This window comes from Staphylococcus condimenti (genome assembly GCF_001618885.1).
Taxonomy (GTDB): Bacteria; Bacillota; Bacilli; order Staphylococcales; family Staphylococcaceae; genus Staphylococcus; species Staphylococcus condimenti.
In genome coordinates, this window is sequence record NZ_CP015114.1 from 2363440 (window position 1) to 2388057 (window position 24618).

The following is a 24618-nucleotide window of genomic DNA, read 5'->3' on the forward strand; positions in this document are numbered from 1 at the left end:
CCCCCTAGAATAAGAAGTAGCGTTGTGCAAGCGGTAATTCTTTTGCAGGTTCACTTGTAATTAATTTGCCATCTACAAATACTTCATAAGTTTGCGGATCTACATCCAATTTAGGTGTTTCACTATTATTTTTCATATCTTTTTTAGTGAGTTGGCGAATGCCTTTAACAGGGCGTACCATACGATGCAATGATAGTTGACGTTCAATATCATTCATATAAGCAATGTTTGACACAAATGTAATACTAGTGCCTGTTAAATTACCTCCATATTGACCGTACATTTTACGATATTTTAAAGGTTCTGAAGTAGGGATAGATCCGTTTGCATCTCCATTGACTGCTGTATTAATCATACCGGCTTTAAGTACCATTTCTGGTTTAACACCAAAGAAAGCAGGGTCCCAAATGACAAGGTCTGCAAGTTTACCTTCTTCAATTGAACCTACATATTCTGAAATACCGTGTGTAATAGCAGGGTTGATAGTATATTTCGCAATATAGCGTTTGATACGGTTATTGTCGTTATACTCTTTGTCGCCATCTAGATATCCGCGTTGTTCTTTCATGCGATGTGCAACTTGCCAAGTACGTGTAATGACTTCACCGACACGTCCCATTGCTTGGGAGTCTGAGCTGACCATACTAAATACACCCATATCTTGCAGAACATCTTCAGCTGCAATTGTTTCTTTTCTGATACGAGAGTCTGCAAATGCAACGTCTTCAGGGATAGAAGCATTCAAGTGGTGTGTAATCATAACCATATCGAGGTGTTCGTCTATTGTATTAACTGTATAAGGAAGGGTCGGGTTTGTAGATGAAGGAAGGACGTTCGGGTAGCTTGCAGATTTAATTAAATCTGGTGCATGGCCACCTCCTGCGCCTTCTGTATGATACATATGAATAACTCTATCTTTAATTGCTTTCATAGTATCTTCCATGAAGCCGGCTTCATTTAATGTATCAGCATGCAAAGCAATTTGTACATCATAATCATCTGCTACATCTAAAGCATGGCTTAAAGCTGATGGTGTAGCGCCCCAGTCTTCGTGGACTTTCAAACCGATTGCGCCAGCGTGGATTTGTTCAATTAATGCAGTATGATTATGTGCTTGGCCTTTTCCTGTAAATCCAACATTGATTGGAAGACCTTCTGCAGCTTCCAGCATACGGTGGATATGCCATGGCCCTGGTGCAACTGTTGTTGCTTTTGCACCTTCTGAAGCTCCTGTACCACCGCCGATGTGTGTTGTAACACCACTTTCAAGTGCTACGTAGGCTTGCTCAGGATTGATAAAGTGAACGTGCGTATCAATGCCTCCAGTTGTGACAATTTTACCTTCACCAGAGATAATATCAGTTGATGCCCCAATAATAATATCTACATCATCCATAATATCTGGGTTGCCGGCTTTACCGTATTTCATAATATAACCATTTTTAATACCTAAGTCTGCTTTGTAAACTTTATCATAATCAATAATTACAGCATTTGTAATTACAGTATCTGCAACATAGCGATCATCACGTGTTACATTTGGATTTTGTGCCATACCGTCACGTATAGATTTACCCCCGCCGAATGTTGCTTCATCCCCATAATTTGCAAAATCTTTTTCAATAGTCGCAAACAAATTTGTATCTCCTAAACGAATAGCATCTCCAACAGTGGGACCGTACAAACTTGTATATTGCGATTGTGTCATTTTAAAACTCATCGATTATACCCACTTTCTTTATTGGCATTTTGTTTGCCTTCATCATTTTTAACACCTGCGTTCGGGTGGCCATTTTTTACACGGAAGACACGCTCTTCATCGATTGCACCATCTACTAAGCCTCGGAAACCGTAAATACGACGTTTGCCGTTATATTCTACGAGTTGGACTTTCTTTTCATCCCCAGGTTCGAATCTTACTGCTGCACCAGCTGGAATATCTAAATGTTTTCCATAGGCTTTTTCTCTATCAAATTTCAAACCTGTATTCGCTTCGAAAAAGTGATAATGAGAACCAACTTGAATAGGGCGGTCACCGATATTTTTTACCGTGATAACTGTTTCAGAATCATCTGTACCTTTGTTGATTTCAATTTCAGTGTTTTTAACTATAATTTCTCCAGGTTTCAATGTATTTACCTCCTTTTTAAACAATCGGGTGGTGTATTGTGATTAGTTTTGTTCCATCAGGAAATGTGGCTTCAATTTCTAAATCAGGAATCATGTCAGAAACACCTTCCATAACATCATCTTTATTTAAGATTTGTCTGCCATAACTCATTAGTTCTGCGACACTTTTACCATCTCTAGCACCTTCTAACAATTCATAACTGATAATTGCGACTGCTTCTGGATAGTTTAGTTTCAATCCGCGAGATTGTCGTCTGCGTGCTAAATCATTTGCTACAACAAGCATCAATTTATCTTGTTCACGTTGCGTGAAATGCACAATAATCCCTTCTTTCAAACGTTTTTCAATAATATGTTGCTTTTTTATTCTAAAACCATTCGATTTATTATACAAGAATTACACACTTATAATTCAGAAAAAAACTGTGTTTTACCAACAAAATAGTATAAAATGAAATTAAAGTGTTATCTAACTATAATCATTTGTTCATTTTCTTGAAATACAATAAAATTTAACCGCTTATCCATATGAGCAAATAAGCATAGAATTTATATTTATTTTCAAGTTTAATTATTTTTGGTAAAATCAGTATGTTGACAAATTGTGGAAATCAGGTGAAGTTCAAATGCGTCATTTTATATGCGTTATATTAAAAAACATTTCACAAGTCATTTTATTAGAGAATAGTTGGACGGGTTTATTTATTTTGATTGGTTTGTTTATTGGAAATTGGAAAGTAGGGTTGGCAGCTTTACTTTCTAGTATTATTGCTTATTTCCTTGCACCTATAACCAATTATTCTAAAGAAGAAATTAATCAAGGGCTAGCAGGATTCAATCCTGTCTTAACTGGTATTGCCTTAACTGTCTTTTTAGTGCCGGGATGGAAAAGTATACTCATCACTTTGCTTGCAGTAGTGTTAACAATGCCGATCGGAGCAGCTTTCAGGGCGTTGTTGAATCGTTTTGATTTACCGATGTTGACGATGCCGTATGTATTTATCAGCTGGATGTTTTTATTTATGTCCTTCCAGTTTGAATATGTAAATGCAGGTGTCAACATTTTGCCATCTGTTGTAAAAGAAATTCAGTTTTCACATCATACTATTAATAGTTTATTGAGTTTTTTAGATGGATTCAGTGAAATTTTCCTAGTCAAAAGTGCAATAGGCGGCTTAGTCATTTTATGCGGTATTTTTATTGCTTCACGTGAAGCAGGAGTATTTTCAATCATTGCAAATATTGTAGGCGTAATCGTTGTTATGATATTTGGGGCCAATCATGATGAAATTAATGCAGGATTATATGGATATAATGTCATTTTAGTGATATTAGCACTTGGTGTAACATTTAAAGAAGCTTCTGTGTTTAATAAGTATGCGAATATGCTATTTGGTATTATTATGACTGTTGTAATGCATGCAGGTTTGGTCACTTTGTTAAAACCATTTGGATTGCCAGTATTTACATTGCCTTTCATTGTAGCAACTTGGATAATGCTGCTTGCGGGAAAAAAGGTTGAAACAACTGAAGAAGCGGAAGAAGAGGTATACTCTGAAAATAAATAGCTTATCAGATTGAAACAAAACAAAGAGCTGACGGAACAATTATCATATTCCGTCAGCTCTTTTTTGAGTTATTTCATGAATTTTTCTTTTAAATCTTTACGCATATAATCTAAAGTGTATGGATCATTAAACCAATATGTTTTTGCATCAACTTTGATAACATGGTTATCTTTAACTGCAGGCAGGTTTTTCCATAAGTTTGTTTGAGTATATGAAGGTTCTGATTTGCCGTCGCGTGTTGAAACAATATAATCACCTGCATATTCAGGGATTTTTTCTTGTTTTACTTCAGCCCATCCATCTTTTTTCACAAGTTCTTCTTGTTTAGCTGGCATTTTCAAACCGAAAGCTTGATAGATTACTTCACCGCCACGACCCCAGTTTGGTCCGTACGTATAAAGTTTTTTATCAAATTCATCTAGTAATGATACAGTTGAATCTTTACCAATTTTATCTTTGATTTCTTTGCCGTCTTTAGAAGTTTCTTTTTTCCAGTCTTCTGTCCATTTCTTCGCTTTATCTTCTTTACCTAATAACTTACCTAATTCAAGTTGTTGATCAAGGTATTTATGTTTTGCATAGTCGAATACAACAGTAGGTGCAACTTTTTGGTATTTTTTAATGTTTTTATCAGTTGAATACACAATAATTAAGTCTGGTTTTTGTTTGATGACTTTTTCGACATCTTCACTACCAGTAGCACCGATTTTTTCAACGCCTTTGAATTTTTCTTTTAAAACTTTACTATCATCGACTTGGCTATTGACTGCAACAACATTGCCACCTAATTTTTTAACACCGCCAGCATATGTAGGAGCTACAACGGCAATACGTTTAGGATCTTTTGGTACATCTATTTTTTTACCATTATCCATAGTATATGAACGTGTTTCTTTCTTAGAATCTTTTTTATCTTCAGACTTGTTACCGCATGCCGCAAGTACAAGGACTAAGATAATCAAAGGGATAAGCAGTTTCTTCATTTATAATTTTCCTCCTAATTGAAAACGATTATCATTTATTCACAATTATAAAGGCTTATAGAGAAATACACAACATTTTTTTAGAAAAATTGAGTTTTATTAGTTGTTTGTTTAAAAATAGTGTGGAATGAATACATGTTAAAAATGAGTCGAAAATGATATTTAAAAGAAAAGTGCTATCTTCAATATTAAGAAGACAACACTTTATATACTGACTGATAATTAATTTTTTTAAAATAAATCTAATTCAGATTTAGCGATATTTGTATATGCAGCATCCTGCATAGGAGGGTTATGCAAGCCGGCACGCATATCGCGGTAATAACGTTGAAGTGGACGCTCCATATCTAAACTTTTCGCTCCTACAATACGCATCGCAATATCTACGACTTGTAAACCTTGGTTCATCACAAGAACTTTACTAGCAGATGTTTCATTCCAAACAGGGGCATTTGGTGATTCATTATAAATGCGCGCTGTTGACCATAAGAAACCGCGTGCTGAAAGTAATAAAGATTCCATTTCCCCAACAGATTGTTGAATTGTCGGCAAATCAGCGATGGTACCCTCGATACTGTTCGGACTATGTTCTTTTGCAAAATCTTTTGCATAGTCTGCTGCAGCTTGTGCGATACCTAAATAAACACTCGGAATATGGAGTATCCAACCATTTGGGCGTTTCGGTCCTTTGCCCATTACTTCAACAAAGTTTTCAGCAGGGATTCGCACATCTTTCAGTACTAAATCATGACTTTCAGTCGCACGCATACCTAGTTCATTCCAGGTTTCAGAAATTGATAATCCTGGTGTGTCTTTTTTAACTAAAAAGAACCCGAAATCGCCAGAAGTTTGATCATAGCCGCTGACTAAGAAATGTGTCAATGCAGGGCTCATAGAAGTAAAAGTTTTTACACCGTTTAAAATATAGTTATTACCATCTTTTACTGCATGAGTGGAAGGTTTTCCGCCACGCGTCGGACTGCCTGTTTCAGCTTCGCTGACTGCACGGTTAATAAGTGCACCTTCTTTAATATCCTCTGCAAATTTTTCAAGAAGAGATTTGTCCCACATTTCGTGTTCATATAACTGTCCAACAACACTTAAATGCCATCCGATAGATAAAGCAGTGGCACCATCTATCGAACCGAGATAGCTTTGCAGAATCACCATGTCTTCAATTGTTGCACCTTCGCCGCCATATTCTTTTGGCAACGTTAATTTTGTATAACCTTCTTTTACAAGCCAGTTGATATTTTCATAAGGAAATCTGCTTTCTAAATCATTCTTTTCTGAATAGGATTGGAATTGATCTGTTACTTCCTGAAGTTTTTTCAACCACTTATGTTGAATATCTGTATGAATTAAACCTGATTCTAGCACCGTACTACCTCCTGATTGTTTCTAAAGTATTAAGTTTAGTGTATCACTCGGATTAATAGCTTAAAAGCAATTTTAATCAATTCGTTGGCTTTGGAGAGGGCATTATAAAAATTTAGACACATTTAACAGCTTCTTTTGTACTATTTAGTTTTGCAATTAAGTTAAAGAGTCAATAAAATGGAAGTGTTGAAAAATAGAACATCACGGAGGACAAGAATGAAACCAGTATATTTTAATCATGATGGCGGCGTTGATGACTTAGTCTCATTATTCTTGCTTTTGCAAATGGAAGATATCGAGTTGATTGGTGTAAGTGCAATTGGTGCTGATAGTTATTTAGAACCGGCTGTAAGTGCATCTCGAAAAATTATAGACCGTTTTTCTGATAGAAAGTTAGCAGTGGCACCGTCATATGAAAGAGGGAAGAATCCTTTTCCTAAAGAATGGCGTATGCATGCATTCTTTGTAGATGCTTTGCCTATCTTGAATGAAAAAAGAATAGAAAAGCGTTCTGCTGAATCTGAATTAGAAGCATATCAAGATATTATAGAAAAGATAAATCAAAGTGAAGTACCTGTAACATTGTTATTTACTGGACCTTTGACAGATTTGGCAAAGGCATTGAAAATTGAACCGCAACTTACAAAAAATATTGAACGTTTAGTGTGGATGGGCGGCACATTTTTAACTAAAGGGAATGTTGAGGAACCAGAACATGATGGCACAGCTGAATGGAATGCATTTTGGGATCCAGAAGCAGTGCATACTGTATTTGATAGTGATATTAAAATAGATATGGTTGCTTTAGAAAGTACTAATCAAGTGCCTTTGACAGTTGATGTGCGCCAATATTGGGCTGATAGACGCCAACATATCGGTGTGGACTTCTTAGGAGTTTGCTATGCAGCAGTACCGCCTTTAACCCACTTTATTACTAATTCAACCTATTTTTTATGGGATGTATTAACAACTGCTTTTGTAGGCAAACCGGAGTTAGTTAAATCTGAAGCCATGAAAGTAAAAGTAATCCCGCATGGTCCAAGTCAAGGACGAACAGTTAAGGTAATGGAAGAAGGGCGTCTGGTTAATGTGGTAAATGATGTAGACCGAAATGCATTTTTTGAATATATAACACAATTGGCAGAGAAGGTTGAAGACTAAGAAAAGTAAAAATAATCCACTTTTAATGTAAACTTTTCGTAAATACAGGTTAACATTTATGGTATAATCTTTCTTGGATATATTTCAAGGAGGTTTATCATGACTACAAAACATATTACATTTACAGCAATTATGACTGCAATCATAGCTTTGCTCGGTTTAGTACCGCCGATTCCATTACCGTTTATGCCAGTACCAATTGTATTACAAAATATCGGTATTTTCTTAGCCGGCGTTTTATTAGGTAAAAAATATGGTACGATCAGTGTAATTGTATTTCTTATTTTAGCAGCATGCGGGTTACCTGTTTTATCAGGGGGACGAGGAGGAATTGGAGTTTTTGCAGGACCGTCTGCAGGATTCTTATTCTTATATCCAGTCGTAGCATTCTTGATTGGCTGGTATCGTGACCGAACAATTGAACGTATTAACTTTATTCAAATATTTATCCCAGTGATTGTAGCTGGTGTATTGCTATTAGATATCGTAGGCACATTAATCATGGGTATGATTACTAATATGCCGTTATCTAAAGCTTTCTTCTTATCATTTGTATTTATGCCAGGTGATATTGTGAAAGCAGTAATTGCTTCTTTAATTGGGGCAGCTTTGTTAAATCATACACGCTTTAAACAGTTAATTCGTTTCTAATTTTTTTGAAAAGAGGGAATAACCATGGTGAAGCTTTCGATGGATTTAATTGATGAGTCAGGGAAAATTGCATTTCAAGATAACTTGAAAACCATATATCTGACACCTGAAGCACCCTTAACTTATTATTCTAATAAATGGACATATCATGAAATGCCTGATTTTGAACAATGGTTAAAGGATGCAAAAACGCAATTAAAACAACATCATGCACAAGATAGTCATCACCTTATGTTTGCTTTTCCAGAAAATACAGAGCTCTCTCAATCTTTTCTGGATTATTTGGAAAGAGAAAACTTTGAGTTAGGGTTAATGGAAATGTATGCGATTGAAGCGGAAGCCTTGCAAGGTGAAATTCCTGATACATTAGAAATCGAATGGGTCACTAAAGATAACTTAGATGACTATTTAACAATTCATCGCACATTCGCAATTCAGTTTGGCGAAGATTATGCTGATGAATCTGAAAATATGATTCGTCGAGAATTTCAAGATGGAGAAAAAACTAAACGTGTAGTGGTTTATTATCAAAACCAACCCGTGGGTTCTATAGATGTTATCGAGACTGATCAAACAATTGAAATTGACAGTTTCGGTGTAATCGAAAGCATGCGTAAAAAGGGGATAGGGAGTGCAATTCAAGCCTTTATTGCGAATTACGCAGGAGCGAAACCGATTATTTTAATAGCAGATGGTGAAGATACAGCTAAAGATATGTATATCAAACAAGGTTATACCTTTATTGGCTATCGTTATCAAATCTTAAAAGAAAATTTGTAAAAAAGAAGCTGCGCCTTACAAGAAATTATTCTTGTGAAGGGGCAGCTTCTATTCGTTCTGGATGACTATATACACTGAAATTTCCATCTCTGCAAAAACCGATTGCTGTGATATTCAAATCATCTGCTAATGTAACTGCTAATGTAGTAGGAGCTGATTTAGATAAAATAACACCTACACCGATTTTGGCAGCTTTGATTAAAATCTCTGAAGAGATACGGCCACTGAAAATTAATACTTTATCTCGAACAGGGATATGCCGTTCTAAACAAAAGCCATATAATTTATCAAGTGCATTATGTCTTCCGATATCTTGGCGGTGTTCAAAGAATGTATCGCCATCACTGATGGCAGCATTATGCAATCCGCCTGTACGTTTAAATAGTGTGCTTGCACTTTGCAAACGTGTCATCATATTCACTACTTGTTGTGGCTGTAAAGTAATATGAGACATTGATGTTTTGGCAATTGCTGCATCATTGTGGAAATAAAATTCACGGCTTTTACCACAACATGATGCAATCATTCGTTTTGTGGAATACTCGAAGCGGTCACCTAAATCTTTAGTTAGTTCCACATGTGCGAATCCTTTACTGTCGTCTATTTGAATAGATTTTAGTTCGCTTCGTTTTAATATAGCGCCTTCAGACGCTAAAAAGCCCAGCACCAACTCTTCCATGTGGTCTGGACTGCAGATGACGGTTGCAAACTCTTCTCCATTGACCATAATTGTTAAAGGAAATTCAGTTACATAACTGTCTGTAGTTTCAAACAACTTTCCATCTTCATAACGGACAATATTTTGATCCGTCATTACATCTATATCATTATTTATATCTTTATTCATACGCATTGACTCCTCATTAAAAGAATATACTATAATATTCCTTATTTCAAAAAAGATTTGCATATTTATCATTTTAAAATGAAATTTAAGTTGAGACGAGGCGATTACAATAGTAAACTTAAAGTAAACAAAAGGAGGTTGGTGTATGGCTAGTATCAGAGATATTGCAAAAGCGGCTGAAGTCAGCCCAGGAACGGTTTCTCGTATATTAAATGAAGATCCGACATTGTCGGTATCAGATAAGACAAGACAGCGTGTGCTTAAAGTAGCAGAAGAAATGTCTTACCAAAAATCGGCACGTATGAACCGTCAAGTTCAAATTATTACTTATGCACCTAGAAGACGAGAAATGGCAGATCCTTTTCATCGCGAGTTGCGATTAGCAATCGAAACAGAAATTAAACGCCTGAATCTTACTTTGAAAAAGACAATTAGAGTTGAACCAGGGATGAAAAAACAAGATTGGTCTGAGGTTAAAAAAGCGGGCGCACTATTGGTTATCGGTAATTTTTCTAAAACAGCATTAGAAACAATTTTTCAATACAATCCCAATATGGTTGTTATTAATAATCCTGAAGTCCCTGATTTTATAGATGCAGTTTATTCAGATTTAGAAAAAACAACACATAAGCTGCTGGACAGAATTATACAAAAACATCACAAAGTTAAAATAGCGTACTTCGGTGGGATGCGTGAAGAAATGAATTTAGATGGTGATATCACTTATAGTAACGACGCACGTTATCATGCTTATTTACGTTGGTGCAAAACGCAAGATAAAACACCAGATGCACATCTCATTGGTTGGACGCGTGAAGATGGCGAACAAGAAATTGAATCCGCATCTCAACTACCTGATATCGTAATAGCAGGCAATGACATGGTTGCCATCGGGGTGATTCAAGGTTTGCAAAAAAACGGCAAGCGCATACCTGAAGATGTGAGTGTCATAGGCTTCAATGACTTAGATGTGAATCAATACGTTACACCATCCTTGACTAGTGTTCAAATCGACATAGAACAATTTGGAAAAAGTGCTGTGGCAATGGCGGAGGATAGAATCAAAAAGGTACGTTCTAATGCTTTGCATACAATTGTACAAACACAATTAATTTTGCGGCAGTCATATTCTGAAAAAGAGTAAAAAATATTTTGACAAAACATTTAGTAAACAGATAAACTTTAGTTGTGTTTACTACTATTATTTACTGTTTTGTGAGAGGGGAAAAGTAAATGCTGACATCAATGAAATCAAAATTCGACACTTTATTTAATACGCAACCAGAAGTCGCTGCCTTTACACCAGGACGAATCAATTTAATTGGAGAACATACAGACTACAATGGTGGTTATGTTTTTCCTGCAGCCATTGAACTTGGCACATATGGTTTAGCAAGTAAGAGAAACGATAGAAAAATTTGCCTGTATTCAAATAATTTTGAGTCAACAGGAACAATTGAATTTTCACTAGATGAATTACAGTTCGATGCAGCGCATAGTTGGGCAAATTATCCAAAAGGAATGGTCAAGTATTTAAAAGAATTAGACTATAAAATAGATACGGGATTCAACATATTAATAGAAGGAAATATACCGAATGGTGCGAGTTTATCATCATCAGCATCTATTGAAATTTTGATGGGATGGTTATTGAAATCGCTCTTTAATTTAGAAGTTGATAGATTAGAATTGATTCATCTTGGTCGTAAAGTTGAAAATCATTTTATCGGTGTGAATTCTGGGATTATGGACCAATTCATCGTTGGTATGGGACGCAAAGACCAAGCAATACTTTTAGATACTGCCACATTAGACTATCATTATGTGCCAACTGAATTCGGAGACTATGTTATATCGATAATGAATACAAATAAACGTCGCGAGTTAGCAGAATCTAAATATAATGAAAGACTAGAAGAATGTCAGAAAGCCCTTGCCTTATTACAACATGAATTAGAAGTTGATGCCTTGGGACATATAGATGCGGCTACTTTTGAAAAGTATGCTTATTTAATAAAAGACAATGTATTATTGCGTCGTGCACGTCATGCGATAACTGAAAATGCACGTGTTAAAAAAGCTTATGATGCTTTGAATCGAAAAGATTTCATAGAATTCGGTAAGTTATTGAATGCTTCCCACGCTTCGTTAAAAGAAGATTATGAAGTAACTGGAATAGAATTGGATACTCTAGCAGAAACAGCTCAACAAGTAGAAGGCGTACTAGGTGCACGTATGACTGGCGCAGGCTTTGCTGGTTGTGCAATTGCGTTAGTCCATAAAGACCGCATTAAAAATTTAGAACAAGAAGTAACTGAAAATTATACAAAGAAGATTGGATATGAACCATCATTTTACCACGTTAATATTGGTGATGGCGTGAAGAGTTTAGATATCAAGGAAGGATGAAGGAAATGTCAGTTTTAGTATTAGGTGGAGCAGGATACATCGGCAGTCATGCTGCTGATCAACTTATAGAACAAGGTTACGACGTAGCAGTCGTAGATAACCTTGGCACAGGCCATCGTCAAGCTGTACCAGAAGCAGCACGTTTTTATGAAGGAGATATTCGAGATAAAGCATTTTTGAATGATGTTTTTGAACAAGAAAAAGTGGAAGGCGTCTTTCATTTTTGCGCGTATTCTTTAGTAGGAGAATCAGTTGAGAAGCCTTTAGAATATTTTAATAATAACGTTTATGGCATGCAGGTATTATTAGAAGTAATGAAAGCGCATAATGTAAACGAAATTATCTTTTCTTCTACAGCAGCAGTTTATGGAGAACCAGAAACTATTCCGATTCAAGAAGATGCGCCAAAAGCACCAACGAATCCATATGGTGAAAGCAAACTTATGATGGAAAAAATGATGCATTGGTGCCACAACGCATATGGTGTGAACTATGCTGCGTTACGTTATTTTAATGTTGCAGGCGCGAAAGAAGACGGAAGTATCGGTGAAGATCATAATCCTGAAACGCACTTGATTCCAATCGTACTGCAAGCTGCTTTAGGACAACGTGATGCCATCACTATTTTCGGCACAGATTATGATACAGAAGATGGCTCATGTGTTCGCGATTATTTACATGTTACAGATTTGATTGCAGCACATATTTTAGCATATCAATATTTAAAAGACGGTGGAGAAAGCGGTGCGTTTAATTTAGGAAGCAGCCAAGGATATTCAGTGATAGAAATTGTAGAAGCTGCACGTAAAGCAACCGGTATAGATATCAAAGCAGAAATTGGCGAAAGACGTGCAGGTGATCCGAGTAAACTAGTAGCATCTAGTGATAAAGCGCAGCGTGTACTTGGATGGAAACCTAAACATGATGATATCCATGAGATTATTGAAACAGCATGGAACTGGCATCAATCACATCCGAACGGATATTCAAATTAATTACAGGGGGCACTATTATGAAATTGAATCGGCAATACGTCAATCGATTTATTGACGATGCAATACAATATGGTGATTATGATAAAGAAGATGCTTATTATCTTCAAAATTTAATTTTAGAGATTACCAAGGCTGAAAGTATTGATGAAACTAAAGATAATAAAGCATTAAATAATTCAACTTCGAATGAGATTGCTCAATTTTGGATTCAACAAATGATTCAAAATGGTTTGCTTGAAGATGTTATTTATCAAAAAGAAATTGTTGAAACAAAGTTACTAGATTTAATTACACCGAAACCTTCAACAATTAATCGTAAATTTTGGGAACTATATGAATCGCATCCAGAGAAAGCAACAGATTATTTCTATCAAATCTGTAAACGTAACCATTATGTAAAAGAAGATGCTATTGCTAAAAACATACATTATTACACTGGAACTGAATATGGTGATTTAGAAATTACTATCAATTTATCTAAGCCTGAAAAAGATGCTAAAGAAATCGCAAAAGCACGTGAAGCAAAACAATCGAGTTATCCAGCTAATGCGTTATGTATGGAAAATGAAGGTTTTGTCGGATCTGTTACTCAAGCAGCACGCCGTAATCATCGTATTGTGAGGTTGGATTTAAATCATCAACCGTGGGGTTTTCAATTTTCTCCATATGCTTATTTCCCTGAACATAGTATTGTGTTATCAGAAGCCCATGAACCTATGAAAATCGAGAGACAAACATTCAGCAATCTTTTAAAATTTGTACAGAAATTCCCGCACTATTTTGCAGGTTCTAATGCTGATTTGCCTATCGTAGGTGGTTCTATTCTTTCTCATCACCATTACCAAACCGGCCGTCATACTTTCCCAATGGATCATGCACCTGAAATGAAACAATTCAAAATGGACCAATTTCATGGTGTGCGCGCATCGGTATTAAAATGGCCGATGAGTGTTATACGATTGAGAGGAAATAATATTGATGAATTGACGGAAGCGGCAAACCATATCTTTGAAACCTGGATATCTTACAGTGATGAATCATTAGAAATCAGAGCATATAGTCAAGAGGGCACACGACATCATACAGTAACCCCAATTGCACGTTTCAATCAAACAGCTAATGAATATGAAATAGATTTAGTTTTAAGAGATAATCAAACATCAACGCAATATCCAGATGGTATCTTTCATCCTCACAAAGATGTTCATCATATTAAAAAAGAAAATATTGGTTTAATTGAAGTAATGGGGACGGCTATTTTACCTGGAAGATTAAAACAAGAACTTCAAGAAGTAGAACGTTATGTTCTTGGTGATACAAATGCTGACCCAGTTTCACATAAAAAATGGGCAGATGAAATGAAAGAAAAATATAATTTCAATAATGAAAATGCCAAAAATATAATTCATCAAGAAGTAGGAAGAATTTTTAAGCGTGTATTAGAAGATTCTGGTGTATTTAAACAAAGCATCGAAGGTCAAAAAGGGTTTGAAAAATTCATACAAACACTGTGAAGTCGGCTTTGCCGGCTTTTTTTATTGCAAAAACACTAAAAGATAAATACCTGTTAATCTTTGCAGTAAAAATACTAAATAGTTTTTTAATATATCATGAAATTTATTGAAGTTAGGGGTATAATCAAAATTGAAACTAGTATTTTAGGAGGCTTTGTAATGAAAATTAAGCATTTTTTAATTGTATTAGTAGCGATTTGTTTAGTGTTAGCAGGTTGTTCTAATTCAGACAACGGAGAGAAAAAAGATAGTAAAAAGTCTGACAGCAATGACAAAAAACAAGAATTGCACATTTCAGCAGCAGCGAGTTTAACGGACGTATCTAAAGACTTAGAAAAAGAATTTAAAAAAGACCACCCAGATGCTAAAATTACATTTAACTATGGTGGTTCTGGAGCTTTAAGACAACAAATTGAAAAAGGTGCTCCAGTTGATGTATTTATGTCAGCAAATACAAAAGACGTTGATGCATTGAAAGACAAGAAAAAAGCACATGATACTTATAACTATGCTAAAAACAAATTAGTACTTATCGGTGAAAAAGATTCAGATCTTAAATCTGTTAAAGATTTAAAAGATGGTCAAAAATTAGCTATTGGAGAAGCTAAATCAGTACCAGCTGGTAAATATGCAACTCAATACTTACAAGACAATGGTTTATACGATGGTGTTAAAGACAAATTAGTTTATGCTAAAGACGTCCGTCAGGTATTGAACTATGTTGAAAAAGGAAATGCTCAATTAGGATTTGTTTATAAAACAGATTTATATCCAGACAAAACTAAAAATGACAAAGTAAGAGAAATCGAACAAGTCGAATTGAAAAAACCAATCGTTTATGAAGCAGGTGCAACATCTGATAGTAAATCAGCAAAAGATTGGATGAAATTCCTAAAAACGGATAAAGCTAAAAAAATCATGAAAGAATATAAATTCGAAAACTAGGAGGAACATAAATGCCTGATTTAACGCCATTTTGGATATCTATAAAAGTGGCTGTAATCAGCACGATTATCGTTTCGATACTGGGCATTATTATATCCAGACTTTTATATCGTTATCGAGGACGCATAGTAACTCTTCTAGAAAGTATCATTATACTGCCGATTGTTCTGCCGCCGACAGTAATGGGGTTCTTACTCTTAATCGTATTTTCTCCAAGAAGTCCGGTAGGTTCATTTTTCGCAAATGTTCTACATATGCCGGTAGTGTTTACATTGACGGGCGCTGTAATAGCGTCCGTTGTTGTAAGTTTCCCATTAATGTACCAGCATACAATACAAGGATTTCGAGGGATTAACAATAAAATGTTAAATACTGCACGTACTATGGGAGCAAGTGAGAATAAAATATTCTTTCGTTTGATTTTACCTTTATCTAAACGTTCTATTTTATCAGGAATTATGATGGCATTTGCAAGAGCAATTGGGGAATTCGGTGCAACACTCATGGTTGCAGGTTACATTCCGAATAAAACTAACACTCTACCATTGGAAATTTATTTCTTAGTAGAACAAGGAAAAGAAAATGAAGCATGGTTATGGGTATTGGTACTCGTCGCTTTTGCAATTACAGTTATCGGTACAATTAATATGATTAACCGTGATAAATATTTGGAGGTGGACTAAATGCTTACCATCCAAATTGAATATCAACTGCGTGATCATTTTATTCAACTAGATATTAATGACGATCAACCGAAAATTTATGCAATCAGGGGACCATCTGGTATCGGCAAAACCACTGTGCTGAATATGATTGCAGGATTGCGTAAAGCAGACCGAGCATACATTAAGATGGATGATCATTTATTAACAGATACTGAACACGATGTGAATGTTAAAATTCAAGAACGCGGTATCGGATATCTGTTCCAAGATTATCAGCTCTTTCCAAATATGACAGTCATGCAGAATATTACTTTTATGGCCAAACCCTCAGAACATATAGATGAACTGATGCGTCAATTGAATATTGTGCATTTAACTAAACAATATCCTGCACGTTTATCAGGAGGAGAATCTCAGCGTGTAGCACTTGCTAGAGCATTGAGCACACGGCCTGATATCCTGCTTTTAGACGAGCCTTTTTCAAGTTTAGATGATGCTACGAAAGAAGAAAGTATGCATTTAGTTAAAAGAATGTTTGATGATTGGCAGATTCCAATTATTTTCGTTACACATTCAAACTATGAAGCTGAGCAGCTTGCAGATGAGATTATTACAATAGGTTCATAGCTACTTTGAAACATAACCCGACATCGTACTGAAAAATTCAGTACATGTCGGGTTTAATGTGTCCTTAAAAAAGGAGTTCGGAAAATTGTGTCGTTCTCAGAATCATCATATAATGAAAGTAATGTATTTTAGAAAGGATAAAAAAATATGAATGAACGCTATTCACGACAAATATTATTTAAAAATATTGGAGTGGAAGGTCAAGAAAAAATATCGCAAAAGCACGTCTTGATTATCGGCATGGGAGCCTTAGGGACACACCTTGCTGATGGTTTAGTACGCGCTGGGGTGCGTAAATTGACTATCGTTGATCGTGATTATATTGAATTCAGCAATCTGCAGCGGCAAACAATGTATACAGAACAAGACGCTGAAGAAGCATTGCCTAAAGTAATTGCTGCAAAAGAAAGATTAACGGAAATACGAAGTGATATTGAAATTGATGCATATATCGAACAAGTAAATGCGCCATTTTTAGAAGAACATGCACAACATGTGGATTTAATATTAGATGCAACAGATAACTTTGATACGCGTTTATTGGTAAATGATTTTGCGTATAAATATAATATACCTTGGATATATGGAGGCGTCGTACAAAGTACGTATATAGAAGCGGCTTTTATTCCAGGTCAAACACCTTGTTTTAATTGTGTGATGCCACAATTGCCAGTCATTAATATGACTTGTGATACAGTAGGCGTCATACAACCAGCTGTTACAATGACAACAAGTTTGCAGTTAAGAGATGCTTTGAAAATACTGACAGACACATCCTTTACACCTAAATTAACTTATGGTGACATATGGGAAGGTACACATTATACATTCGGTTTCAGCCGAATGTTTGATTCCGCTTGTACGACTTGCGGACCGAATCCGACGTATCCTCATTTACATCAAACCGATCAGCAATATGCAACATTATGCGGAAGAGATACAGTACAATATAGTAATGAGAATATTACCCAGGAAATGTTGAAGCAATATTTAGATGCTCATCATATTCATTATCATGCGAATCCCTATATGCTTCGCTTTGAATTTAATGGACATCGTATTGTAAGTTTTTCAGGTGGAAGAATGTTAATTCATGGGATGACAAAGCCGACTGAGGCTATTAAATTAATGAATCAACTGTTAGGCTAGAAGTAGATTATAAATAACGGAGGTCAATCGAATGACAAAAAACGAACATGTAAACGTTAAGCTAGATAGAGATATTCAATGTGCAGTGTTGACTGTATCAGATACGAGAACACCAGAAACAGATAAAGGCGGCAACTTAGCAAAAGAATTATTGTCTGAAATCAATGTAGAAATTAAACCAGAGCATTATGCAATTGTAAAAGATGATAAACAAGCGATTACAGAGCAATTACAACAATGGTTGGCTGAAGATGTAGATGTCATTGTCACAACAGGGGGTACAGGTATCGCACAACGTGATGTTACTATTGAAGCTGTAACACCATTGCTTACAAAACAAATTGAAGGCTTCGGTGAATTATTCAGATATTTAAGTTATGCAGAAGATGTCGGTACACGTGCATTACTTTCACGTGCAGTAGCAGGTACAGTCGGAGAACAGCTTATTTTCTCAGTACCAGGTTCAACTGGCGCAGTGAAACTTGCATTAAATAAACTCATCAAACCAGAATTAAACCATTTAATTCATGAATTGACGAAATAAATCATCCTTATAGACGATTATCAAATCAAGGATGAGATTTATAATTAATATATGATACGAAAAAACGGAATCATTGAGCGGACATTTTATCTTAAATAAAAAATGTTGCTGCTCAACAATTCCGTATTTTGTTCTGTTTAAATTAAATAACTCAGAACGGGTATATAATTTAAATAAAGAATATTATTTAGATTCTCGGCGATAGTCGCCAGATTTGCCGCCGGATTTAGTTAGAAGATATGTTTCTCCGATGACCATCCCTTTATCTAAAGCTTTGGTCATATCATAAACCGTTAAAGCAGTAGCGGAAGCAGCAGTCAAGGCTTCCATCTCTACTCCGGTTTTACCAGATGTTGAAACAGTAGCTTCAATGTTTAATGTATAAGAAGATGTTGTATCCCATTCGAAGGCAATATCGATACCAGTAAGTGAGAGCGGATGGCACATTGGAATAATCGTGGATGTATTTTTGGCAGCCATAATTCCAGCAATCTGTGCAGTGTTCAGCACATTACCTTTCTTATTTGTATGATCGACAATTTGCTGATAAATATCTTGATTGACGGTAATACTTGAATGAGCGGTAGCAGTACGTTTCGTAATTTCTTTTTCAGAAACATCTACCATTTTCGCATTACCTTGTTCGTTGATATGAGTAAATTCAGACATGCTATTCCTCCTCGCTTAAATAATTATAGCACGAATTAAATTGAATGTTAGGAGCAGATAAATTATGCCAGTTGAAAAAAGAAATCCAATATCAGTTAGAGAAGCTATCAAGCGTGTAGTTGAACAAGATATTGAAACTGAAGTACAAAATGTGCCTTTAAATAAAAGTTTAGGTTATGTACTAGCAGAAGATATTGTAGCAACTTATGAAATTCCAAGATTCAATAAATCACCTTATGATGGATTTGCTTTGAGAAGTGAAGATACAGTTGGTGCAAGCGGAGATAATCGTATTGAATTTGAAGTGATTGATCACATCGGTGCAGGTTCTGTTTCAGATAAAACTGTAGGTCCTAATCAAGCTGTTCGAATCATGACAGGTGCAGAAGTTCCAGCAGGTGCAGATGCTGTGGTTATGCTAGAACAAACAAAAGAAGGCGACCATACATTTACAATCCGTAAAGCATTTTCTCACAATGAAAATGTGTCTTTAAAAGGTGAGGAAACAGAAGTTGGCGATGTTGTATTGAAAAAAGGACAACGTATTAATGCCGGCGGTATTGCAGTGCTTGCAACATTCGGCTACACAGAAGTTCCAGTTCGTAAATTACCTTCTGCTGCAATTATCGCAACAGGCAGTGAATTATTAGATGTCGGTGATGAATTAGAACCAGGTAAAATTCGTAATTCTAACGGACCTATGATTGAAGGCTTATTAAATCAATTTGGTTTAGATGGCGAAGTTTATAAAATTCAAGAAGACGACTTAGAAAGCAGTATTGCTGTCGTAAAACAAGCAATGGAAACACATGATATGGTCATTACGACTGGCGGTGTTTCAGTAGGTGATTTTGATTACCTTCCTGAAATATACAAAGCTTTAGATGCTGAAGTATTATTCAACAAAGTACAAATGAGACCAGGCAGTGTTACAACTGTAGCGGTTGCACAAGGTAAATATTTATTTGGTTTATCAGGAAATCCATCAGCTTGTTATACAGGTTTCCAATTATTTGTTAAAACAGGCGTATTGAATATGATGGGTGCTAATGAAAAATTCCCTCAAGTTGTGAAAGCAACTTTAATGGAAGATTTCAAAAAAGCCAACCCATTCACACGTTTTATTAGATCAAAAGCTACTTTAAATGGAATGGAAGCTACAGTTGTACCTTCAGGATTTAATAAATCAGGAGCCGTTGTAGCCATTGCACACAGTAATTCAATGGTGATGTTGCCAAGTGGTACAAGAGGATTCCATGCAGGTAATATAGTAGATGTGATTTTAACAGAAACAGATGTATTTGAAGAGGAACTATTACTATGATTTTACAAATTGTGGGATATAAAGATTCAGGCAAAACTACATTGTTAGCTGAAACGGTTAAGTTTTTAAAAAATAAAGGTTATCGTGTAGTGACAATCAAACATCATGGTCATGGTGGAGAAGATATTACATTGCAAGATAATACTGTGGATCATATGAAACATTTTGAAGCGGGAGCAGATCAAAGTATCGTACAAGGACACGAACTCAGAGAAACGATTACCCGCACGTCTGAAGCCTCTTTATCCCAAATTATTGATTCAGCTGTTACAATTGAATATGACATCATTTTAGCTGAAGGATTTAAAAATGCTGACTATGATAAAGTTGTTATTTATAAAAATCCTGAAGAATTATCTTCTTTAACAGCGCTCAGTCATGTACAATATAAGTTGCCGTTTCAAAAATTAAGTGATTTAGAGCCTTTTAAAAATTGGCTTGAATCGTGGATTGATATAAAAAAGGATGAGTCAGAATGAAACAGTTTGAGATTGTAACAGAACCGATACAAACAGAACAGTATCGAGACTTTACACTTAATCCGCACCAAGGAGCAGTGGTTGTATTTACAGGACATGTCAGAGAATGGACTAAAGGAATACGTACTGAACATTTAGAATATGAAGCTTATATTCCGATGGCCGAGAAGAAGCTCGCACAAATCGGTGATGAAATTAATGAACAATGGCCTGGTACAATTGTAAGTATTGTTCACCGAATCGGACCATTAAAAATTTCAGATATCGCTGTATTGATTGCGGTATCTTCTCCGCATAGAAAAGATGCATACGCAGCAAATGAGTATGCAATAGATCGTATTAAGGAAATCGTTCCCATTTGGAAAAAAGAAATTTGGGAAGATGGTGCTGAATGGATTGGCCATCAACGCGGCTACCATGAAGATGCAGTTGAAAGGGGGCAAAATTAATGAAAGTCCTTTATTTTGCTGAAATCAAAGAGATTTTGCAAAAAGATACTGATCAATTTCAGATTGATGATGAAATGACTGTGGAAGCATTTAAACAATATTTATTTGAAAAATATCCAGAGATAGATGGAAAGAAATTTCAAATTGCTTTAAACGAAGAGTTTGTACAGCCTCATGAAAAAATCAACCAATCAGATGTTGTTGCTTTGATTCCACCGGTAAGTGGGGGTTAATGAAGTGAAAGCTATTATATTAGCAGGAGGACAATCAGAACGTTTTGGAGCGCCTAAAGCATTTGCGAAAATAGGTGGTAAGATGTTTTATGAACAAATCATAGATGTATTAGACAGTATGAATATGTTCAATGAAATTATTATAAGTTCAAATGAAACACTTGCATCTGAATTTAAAGGCGCACATGTTATTGTAGATGATTCAGAACACAAGAATAAAGGTCCGCTTTCTGGAATTTATTCGGTTATGAAACAAGATTTTGAATCAGAATTATTTTTTGTGATTTCGGTGGATACACCGCTTATTACAGCTAAAGCAATAAGCCAATTGTATCAATTCATGGTAGAACATGTGATTGAAGATCAATTAGATATTGCCGGCTTTAAAGAAGATGAACGTCCAATTCCGACGATTGCCTTTTATAGTCCTAATTGTCTGCCGATTATTGCGCGTGCTTTAGAATCAGATGATTATAGTATGCGTCATGTTTATCAACAAACTGCATCTGACTGGATAGATGTTAAGAGTGTAGACGATAATACAGAATGGTATAAAAATATTAATTATCCCCAAGATTTAGAGAGCATAAAGAAATAATAATTAACGTTTAACAAAATGTGGTAAGCGTTTCAGATAGAAGGGGGTCAAAAGATGGTAAAACAGATAACAGATAAACTAGGACGACCTATTCGCGACTTAAGATTATCTGTGACAGACCGTTGCAATTTCCGTTGTGATTATTGCATGCCGAAAGAAATATTCGGTGATGATTTTGTCTTTTTACCCAAAGATGAATTACTCAGTTTCAGTGAAATGGAACGAATCGCACGCGTATATACACACTTAGGTGTGAAAAAAATCCGTATTACAGGCGGAGAACCATTAATGCGCAGAGATTTATATAAATTAATTGCAGCCTTGAATGAAATTGAAGGTGTAGAAGATATTGGTTTAACAACAAATGGTTTGTTACTGAAAAAACACGGACAAAAATTATATGATGCAGGTCTAAGACGTATCAATGTAAGTCTAGATGCAATTGATAATGAACTGTTCCAATCAATTAATAATCGTAATATCAAAGCAGATACAATTTTAGAACAAATTGATTATGCTGTCTCAATTGGTTTTAAAGTGAAAATCAATGTTGTTGTTCAAAAAGGCGTAAACGATGACCAGATTATCCCAATGGTTCAATATTTCAAAGATAAGAACATTCAAGTCAGATTTATTGAATTCATGGATGTTGGTAATGACAATGGTTGGGATTTCAGTAAAGTTGTATCAAAAGATGAAATGCTTTCAATGATTCAAGAAGAATTTGACATTGAAGCGGTAGAACCTAAGTATTATGGGGAAGTTGCGAAGTATTATCGTCATAAAGATAATGGAGCGCAATTTGGATTGATTACAAGTGTGTCGCAATCATTCTGTTCTACTTGTACGAGAGCAAGATTATCTTCTGATGGTAAGTTTTATGGTTGCTTGTTCAGTACAGTTGATGGTTTTAATGTTAAAGAATTTATGCGTTCAGGTGTTTCAGATGAAGAACTCCAAGCGAAGTTCGAAGAATTATGGAATATCCGTGATGATCGTTATTCAGATGAACGTACAGAACAAACAGTCGCAAATAGAAAACGTAAAAAAATCAATATGAACTATATTGGTGGTTAAAGTGTCGAATACCCGAATCTCTCTTTTTTAATTAGAAATGAGATTCGGGTATTTTTTAGGCTCTCTGTCAAATAGGACTGGTGGCTCAAATTATAGAGGTTAAGCAGCTTTTAGCTGCTTAATCTCTTTTTTAGGATTCGAGGAAAAAAGTCTCGTACATAAAATAATACGATTGCGCAAATTAGTGAAGTTTCTATAACCGAAAGAAACCCTTTTTATCAGTTTGATCTTATTATTAATACCTTCGAGCGGACCGTTGGTCAGATTCGAATATTCCAAAGTATTCAGTACCATGTCATGATAATTTTTAAGTGTTCTGATGGAAATTTGAAGTTTGGGGGCAATGTTTCCCATGGTTATTGCCTGTATGGTTGATGTATATAACTGTTCATCATTTTCTTTTAAAGCGTAACGCAGCTGATGGACATAGTGATGCGTGTTTAACAATTTATCATCAAAATCCAATAAGAAATCTACAATTCCTTTGGTGGTTTTCCATTGTTTGAACAGAGGAACTTTATTATATTCGAACATCTCCAATTGTTCATAAGGTTTCAAAAGCAGTTTCCAGTAACGCTTATATTTATTGTAAAGCGGTCTGTCGTTATTTCGGAAAGTATTCATAACACTGACACGAGTCATATTCAAAGCACGATTCAATGATTGTACAATATGGAATCGGTCTATAATAATTTTGGCATTAGGGAATACTTCGTTGATCAAAGACATATAAGGTTCGTACATATCGATAGATACCGTCTTCACACGTTGTCTTTCAGCTAGTGAATAACGATAAAAGTGCGTTTTCAGAGCTGCCAATCTGCGATCGGGAACAATATCTACGATACGATGGGACACAGCATCAGCATAAATAAAACTCATATTATGGCTGACATGTTTGACACTTTTGAATTCATCCATCATTAAATGTTCAGGCAAAGCGCTGAACGGCTTTTGAGCAATCTGAGAAGCAGCTTTATCTATCATCCGAGCAACTGTAGAAGCCCCGACAGCACACGATTCAGCAATTGATTTTTGAGAACGGATTTCGGTAGCTTTCTGCAAAACAGCTAAACGGGTATTATCCGAAATATGGCAATGTCTCTCAACTATTTTTGTTTCAGCAGTGAAGTGCGTACAGCAGTGCTTACAGTAAAAACGCTGCTTCTTCAGGTTCAAATAGGCTTGTCTTTCAGATACCTTAGGTATCGTAATACGGGAATTCTTCATTCCATTTTTTATAATGGAGTACTCGGTATTTTTAAAGCCGCAGTTTTCACAGTGCTCAGGAACGTACGTCAATTTTCCAAAGTAGAATAGACACGTTTTTCCTTTATACTCTTTTTCTTCAACCTTAGTATCGAATTCTATATTTTTATCTTTAATTCCCAGTGTAGTTGATATAAAATGATTCATAGGCGCAACTTATCTCCTTTAATTT

Annotated in this window: 27 protein-coding genes; 19 read left to right on the forward strand and 8 right to left on the reverse strand. The window is 35.5% G+C overall.

The window, feature by feature from the left end:
- Window positions 1–4 precede the first annotated feature (4 nt).
- From ureC to A4G25_RS11225, 3 genes are read right to left on the reverse strand one after another with little or no spacing between them, the layout of a single operon-like run.
- Complete coding sequence (ureC, locus tag A4G25_RS11215; RefSeq protein WP_047132225.1) at window positions 5–1720, reverse strand: urease subunit alpha; 1716 nt, start codon at window positions 1718–1720, stop codon at window positions 5–7.
- The gene (gene ureB, locus A4G25_RS11220; RefSeq protein ID WP_047132224.1) at window positions 1717–2130 is read right to left on the reverse strand and encodes an urease subunit beta; all 414 of its coding nucleotides are present in this window, start codon (window positions 2128–2130) and stop codon (window positions 1717–1719) included. The genes ureC and ureB overlap by 4 nt, the downstream gene beginning before the upstream one ends.
- Before the next feature lie 16 nt (window positions 2131–2146).
- Entirely contained in the window at window positions 2147–2449 is a 303-nt protein-coding gene (locus tag A4G25_RS11225) for an urease subunit gamma (RefSeq protein WP_047132229.1), read from the reverse strand.
- A 307-nt stretch (window positions 2450–2756) separates the two neighbouring features.
- Between A4G25_RS11225 and yut the strand changes: the two genes are divergently transcribed.
- A complete protein-coding gene (gene yut, locus A4G25_RS11230; RefSeq protein WP_047132223.1) occupies window positions 2757–3698 on the forward strand; it encodes an urea transporter in 942 nt (313 codons plus the stop codon).
- A gap of 68 nt (window positions 3699–3766) precedes the next feature.
- On the opposite strand, the gene A4G25_RS11235 is transcribed toward yut, so the two are convergent.
- Both A4G25_RS11235 and A4G25_RS11240 read right to left on the reverse strand, forming a co-directional pair.
- The gene (locus tag A4G25_RS11235) at window positions 3767–4681 is read right to left on the reverse strand and encodes an ABC transporter substrate-binding protein (RefSeq protein ID WP_047132222.1); all 915 of its coding nucleotides are present in this window, start codon (window positions 4679–4681) and stop codon (window positions 3767–3769) included.
- Between the two features lie 231 nt (window positions 4682–4912).
- On the reverse strand, window positions 4913–6061 hold the full coding sequence (locus A4G25_RS11240; RefSeq protein ID WP_047132221.1) for an acyl-CoA dehydrogenase family protein: 1149 nt from the start codon (window positions 6059–6061) through the stop codon (window positions 4913–4915).
- Between the two features lie 216 nt (window positions 6062–6277).
- Here A4G25_RS11240 and A4G25_RS11245 point away from each other — a divergent pair, with 216 nt between their 5' ends.
- From A4G25_RS11245 to A4G25_RS11255, 3 genes are all read left to right on the forward strand, one after another.
- Window positions 6278–7222 carry a nucleoside hydrolase gene (locus A4G25_RS11245; RefSeq protein ID WP_047132220.1) on the forward strand — a complete coding sequence of 315 codons (945 nt, stop codon included), beginning with the start codon at window positions 6278–6280 and terminating at the stop codon, window positions 7220–7222.
- 99 nt (window positions 7223–7321) lie between these two features.
- A complete protein-coding gene (locus tag A4G25_RS11250; RefSeq protein WP_047132219.1) occupies window positions 7322–7873 on the forward strand; it encodes a biotin transporter BioY in 552 nt (183 codons plus the stop codon).
- A 24-nt stretch (window positions 7874–7897) separates the two neighbouring features.
- Window positions 7898–8653: a GNAT family N-acetyltransferase gene (locus A4G25_RS11255; RefSeq protein WP_047132218.1), complete on the forward strand. Its 756-nt coding sequence runs from the start codon at window positions 7898–7900 to the stop codon at window positions 8651–8653.
- 25 nt (window positions 8654–8678) lie between these two features.
- On the opposite strand, the gene fdhD is transcribed toward A4G25_RS11255, so the two are convergent.
- Entirely contained in the window at window positions 8679–9500 is an 822-nt protein-coding gene (gene fdhD / locus A4G25_RS11260) for a formate dehydrogenase accessory sulfurtransferase FdhD (protein ID WP_047132217.1), read from the reverse strand.
- Between the two features lie 145 nt (window positions 9501–9645).
- Here fdhD and A4G25_RS11265 point away from each other — a divergent pair, with 145 nt between their 5' ends.
- The 9 genes from A4G25_RS11265 (at window position 9646) to A4G25_RS11305 (ending at window position 18348) form a co-directional block, all read left to right on the forward strand.
- Complete coding sequence (locus tag A4G25_RS11265) at window positions 9646–10644, forward strand: LacI family DNA-binding transcriptional regulator (protein ID WP_047132216.1); 999 nt, start codon at window positions 9646–9648, stop codon at window positions 10642–10644.
- 89 nt (window positions 10645–10733) lie between these two features.
- Window positions 10734–11909, forward strand: coding sequence for a galactokinase (locus A4G25_RS11270; RefSeq protein ID WP_047132215.1), 1176 nt, complete (start codon window positions 10734–10736; stop codon window positions 11907–11909).
- A gap of 5 nt (window positions 11910–11914) precedes the next feature.
- Window positions 11915–12904 (forward strand): UDP-glucose 4-epimerase GalE, encoded by a 990-nt coding sequence (galE, locus tag A4G25_RS11275; RefSeq protein WP_047132214.1) that lies wholly within the window; start codon window positions 11915–11917, stop codon window positions 12902–12904.
- Window positions 12905–12921: 17 nt separating this feature from the next.
- Window positions 12922–14418: a UDP-glucose--hexose-1-phosphate uridylyltransferase gene (galT, locus tag A4G25_RS11280; RefSeq protein WP_047132213.1), complete on the forward strand. Its 1497-nt coding sequence runs from the start codon at window positions 12922–12924 to the stop codon at window positions 14416–14418.
- A 159-nt stretch (window positions 14419–14577) separates the two neighbouring features.
- Window positions 14578–15363: a molybdate ABC transporter substrate-binding protein gene (gene modA / locus A4G25_RS11285; protein WP_047132212.1), complete on the forward strand. Its 786-nt coding sequence runs from the start codon at window positions 14578–14580 to the stop codon at window positions 15361–15363.
- Window positions 15364–15374: 11 nt separating this feature from the next.
- Entirely contained in the window at window positions 15375–16046 is a 672-nt protein-coding gene (modB, locus tag A4G25_RS11290) for a molybdate ABC transporter permease subunit (protein ID WP_047132211.1), read from the forward strand.
- Window positions 16047–16655, forward strand: a complete 609-nt coding sequence (locus tag A4G25_RS11295; RefSeq protein WP_047132210.1) for an ATP-binding cassette domain-containing protein — start codon at window positions 16047–16049, stop codon at window positions 16653–16655. It abuts the gene before it with no gap.
- Between the two features lie 147 nt (window positions 16656–16802).
- Complete coding sequence (locus A4G25_RS11300) at window positions 16803–17804, forward strand: ThiF family adenylyltransferase (RefSeq protein WP_047132209.1); 1002 nt, start codon at window positions 16803–16805, stop codon at window positions 17802–17804.
- A gap of 31 nt (window positions 17805–17835) precedes the next feature.
- The gene (locus A4G25_RS11305) at window positions 17836–18348 is read left to right on the forward strand and encodes a MogA/MoaB family molybdenum cofactor biosynthesis protein (protein ID WP_047132208.1); all 513 of its coding nucleotides are present in this window, start codon (window positions 17836–17838) and stop codon (window positions 18346–18348) included.
- A 183-nt stretch (window positions 18349–18531) separates the two neighbouring features.
- Here the strand turns inward: A4G25_RS11305 and moaC are convergent, their stop codons facing one another.
- Window positions 18532–19017, reverse strand: a complete 486-nt coding sequence (moaC, locus tag A4G25_RS11310) for a cyclic pyranopterin monophosphate synthase MoaC (RefSeq protein WP_046099954.1) — start codon at window positions 19015–19017, stop codon at window positions 18532–18534.
- Window positions 19018–19081: 64 nt separating this feature from the next.
- Here moaC and A4G25_RS11315 point away from each other — a divergent pair, with 64 nt between their 5' ends.
- From A4G25_RS11315 to moaA, 6 genes are read left to right on the forward strand one after another with little or no spacing between them, the layout of a single operon-like run.
- Complete coding sequence (locus A4G25_RS11315) at window positions 19082–20341, forward strand: molybdopterin molybdotransferase MoeA (RefSeq protein ID WP_047132207.1); 1260 nt, start codon at window positions 19082–19084, stop codon at window positions 20339–20341.
- Window positions 20338–20820 carry a molybdopterin-guanine dinucleotide biosynthesis protein B gene (mobB, locus tag A4G25_RS11320; RefSeq protein WP_047132206.1) on the forward strand — a complete coding sequence of 161 codons (483 nt, stop codon included), beginning with the start codon at window positions 20338–20340 and terminating at the stop codon, window positions 20818–20820. The genes A4G25_RS11315 and mobB overlap by 4 nt, the downstream gene beginning before the upstream one ends.
- The gene (locus A4G25_RS11325; RefSeq protein WP_047132205.1) at window positions 20817–21269 is read left to right on the forward strand and encodes a molybdenum cofactor biosynthesis protein MoaE; all 453 of its coding nucleotides are present in this window, start codon (window positions 20817–20819) and stop codon (window positions 21267–21269) included. Before mobB ends, A4G25_RS11325 begins: the two co-directional genes overlap by 4 nt.
- Window positions 21269–21502 (forward strand): molybdopterin converting factor subunit 1, encoded by a 234-nt coding sequence (moaD, locus tag A4G25_RS11330; protein WP_015901000.1) that lies wholly within the window; start codon window positions 21269–21271, stop codon window positions 21500–21502. The genes A4G25_RS11325 and moaD overlap by 1 nt, the downstream gene beginning before the upstream one ends.
- A 4-nt stretch (window positions 21503–21506) precedes the next feature.
- Window positions 21507–22100 carry a molybdenum cofactor guanylyltransferase MobA gene (gene mobA, locus A4G25_RS11335; RefSeq protein WP_047132204.1) on the forward strand — a complete coding sequence of 198 codons (594 nt, stop codon included), beginning with the start codon at window positions 21507–21509 and terminating at the stop codon, window positions 22098–22100.
- A 54-nt stretch (window positions 22101–22154) separates the two neighbouring features.
- Window positions 22155–23177, forward strand: coding sequence for a GTP 3',8-cyclase MoaA (moaA, locus tag A4G25_RS11340; RefSeq protein WP_047132203.1), 1023 nt, complete (start codon window positions 22155–22157; stop codon window positions 23175–23177).
- 99 nt (window positions 23178–23276) lie between these two features.
- Here the strand turns inward: moaA and A4G25_RS11345 are convergent, their stop codons facing one another.
- A complete protein-coding gene (locus A4G25_RS11345) occupies window positions 23277–24593 on the reverse strand; it encodes an ISL3 family transposase (protein WP_063164607.1) in 1317 nt (438 codons plus the stop codon).
- Window positions 24594–24618: the final 25 nt, after the last annotated feature.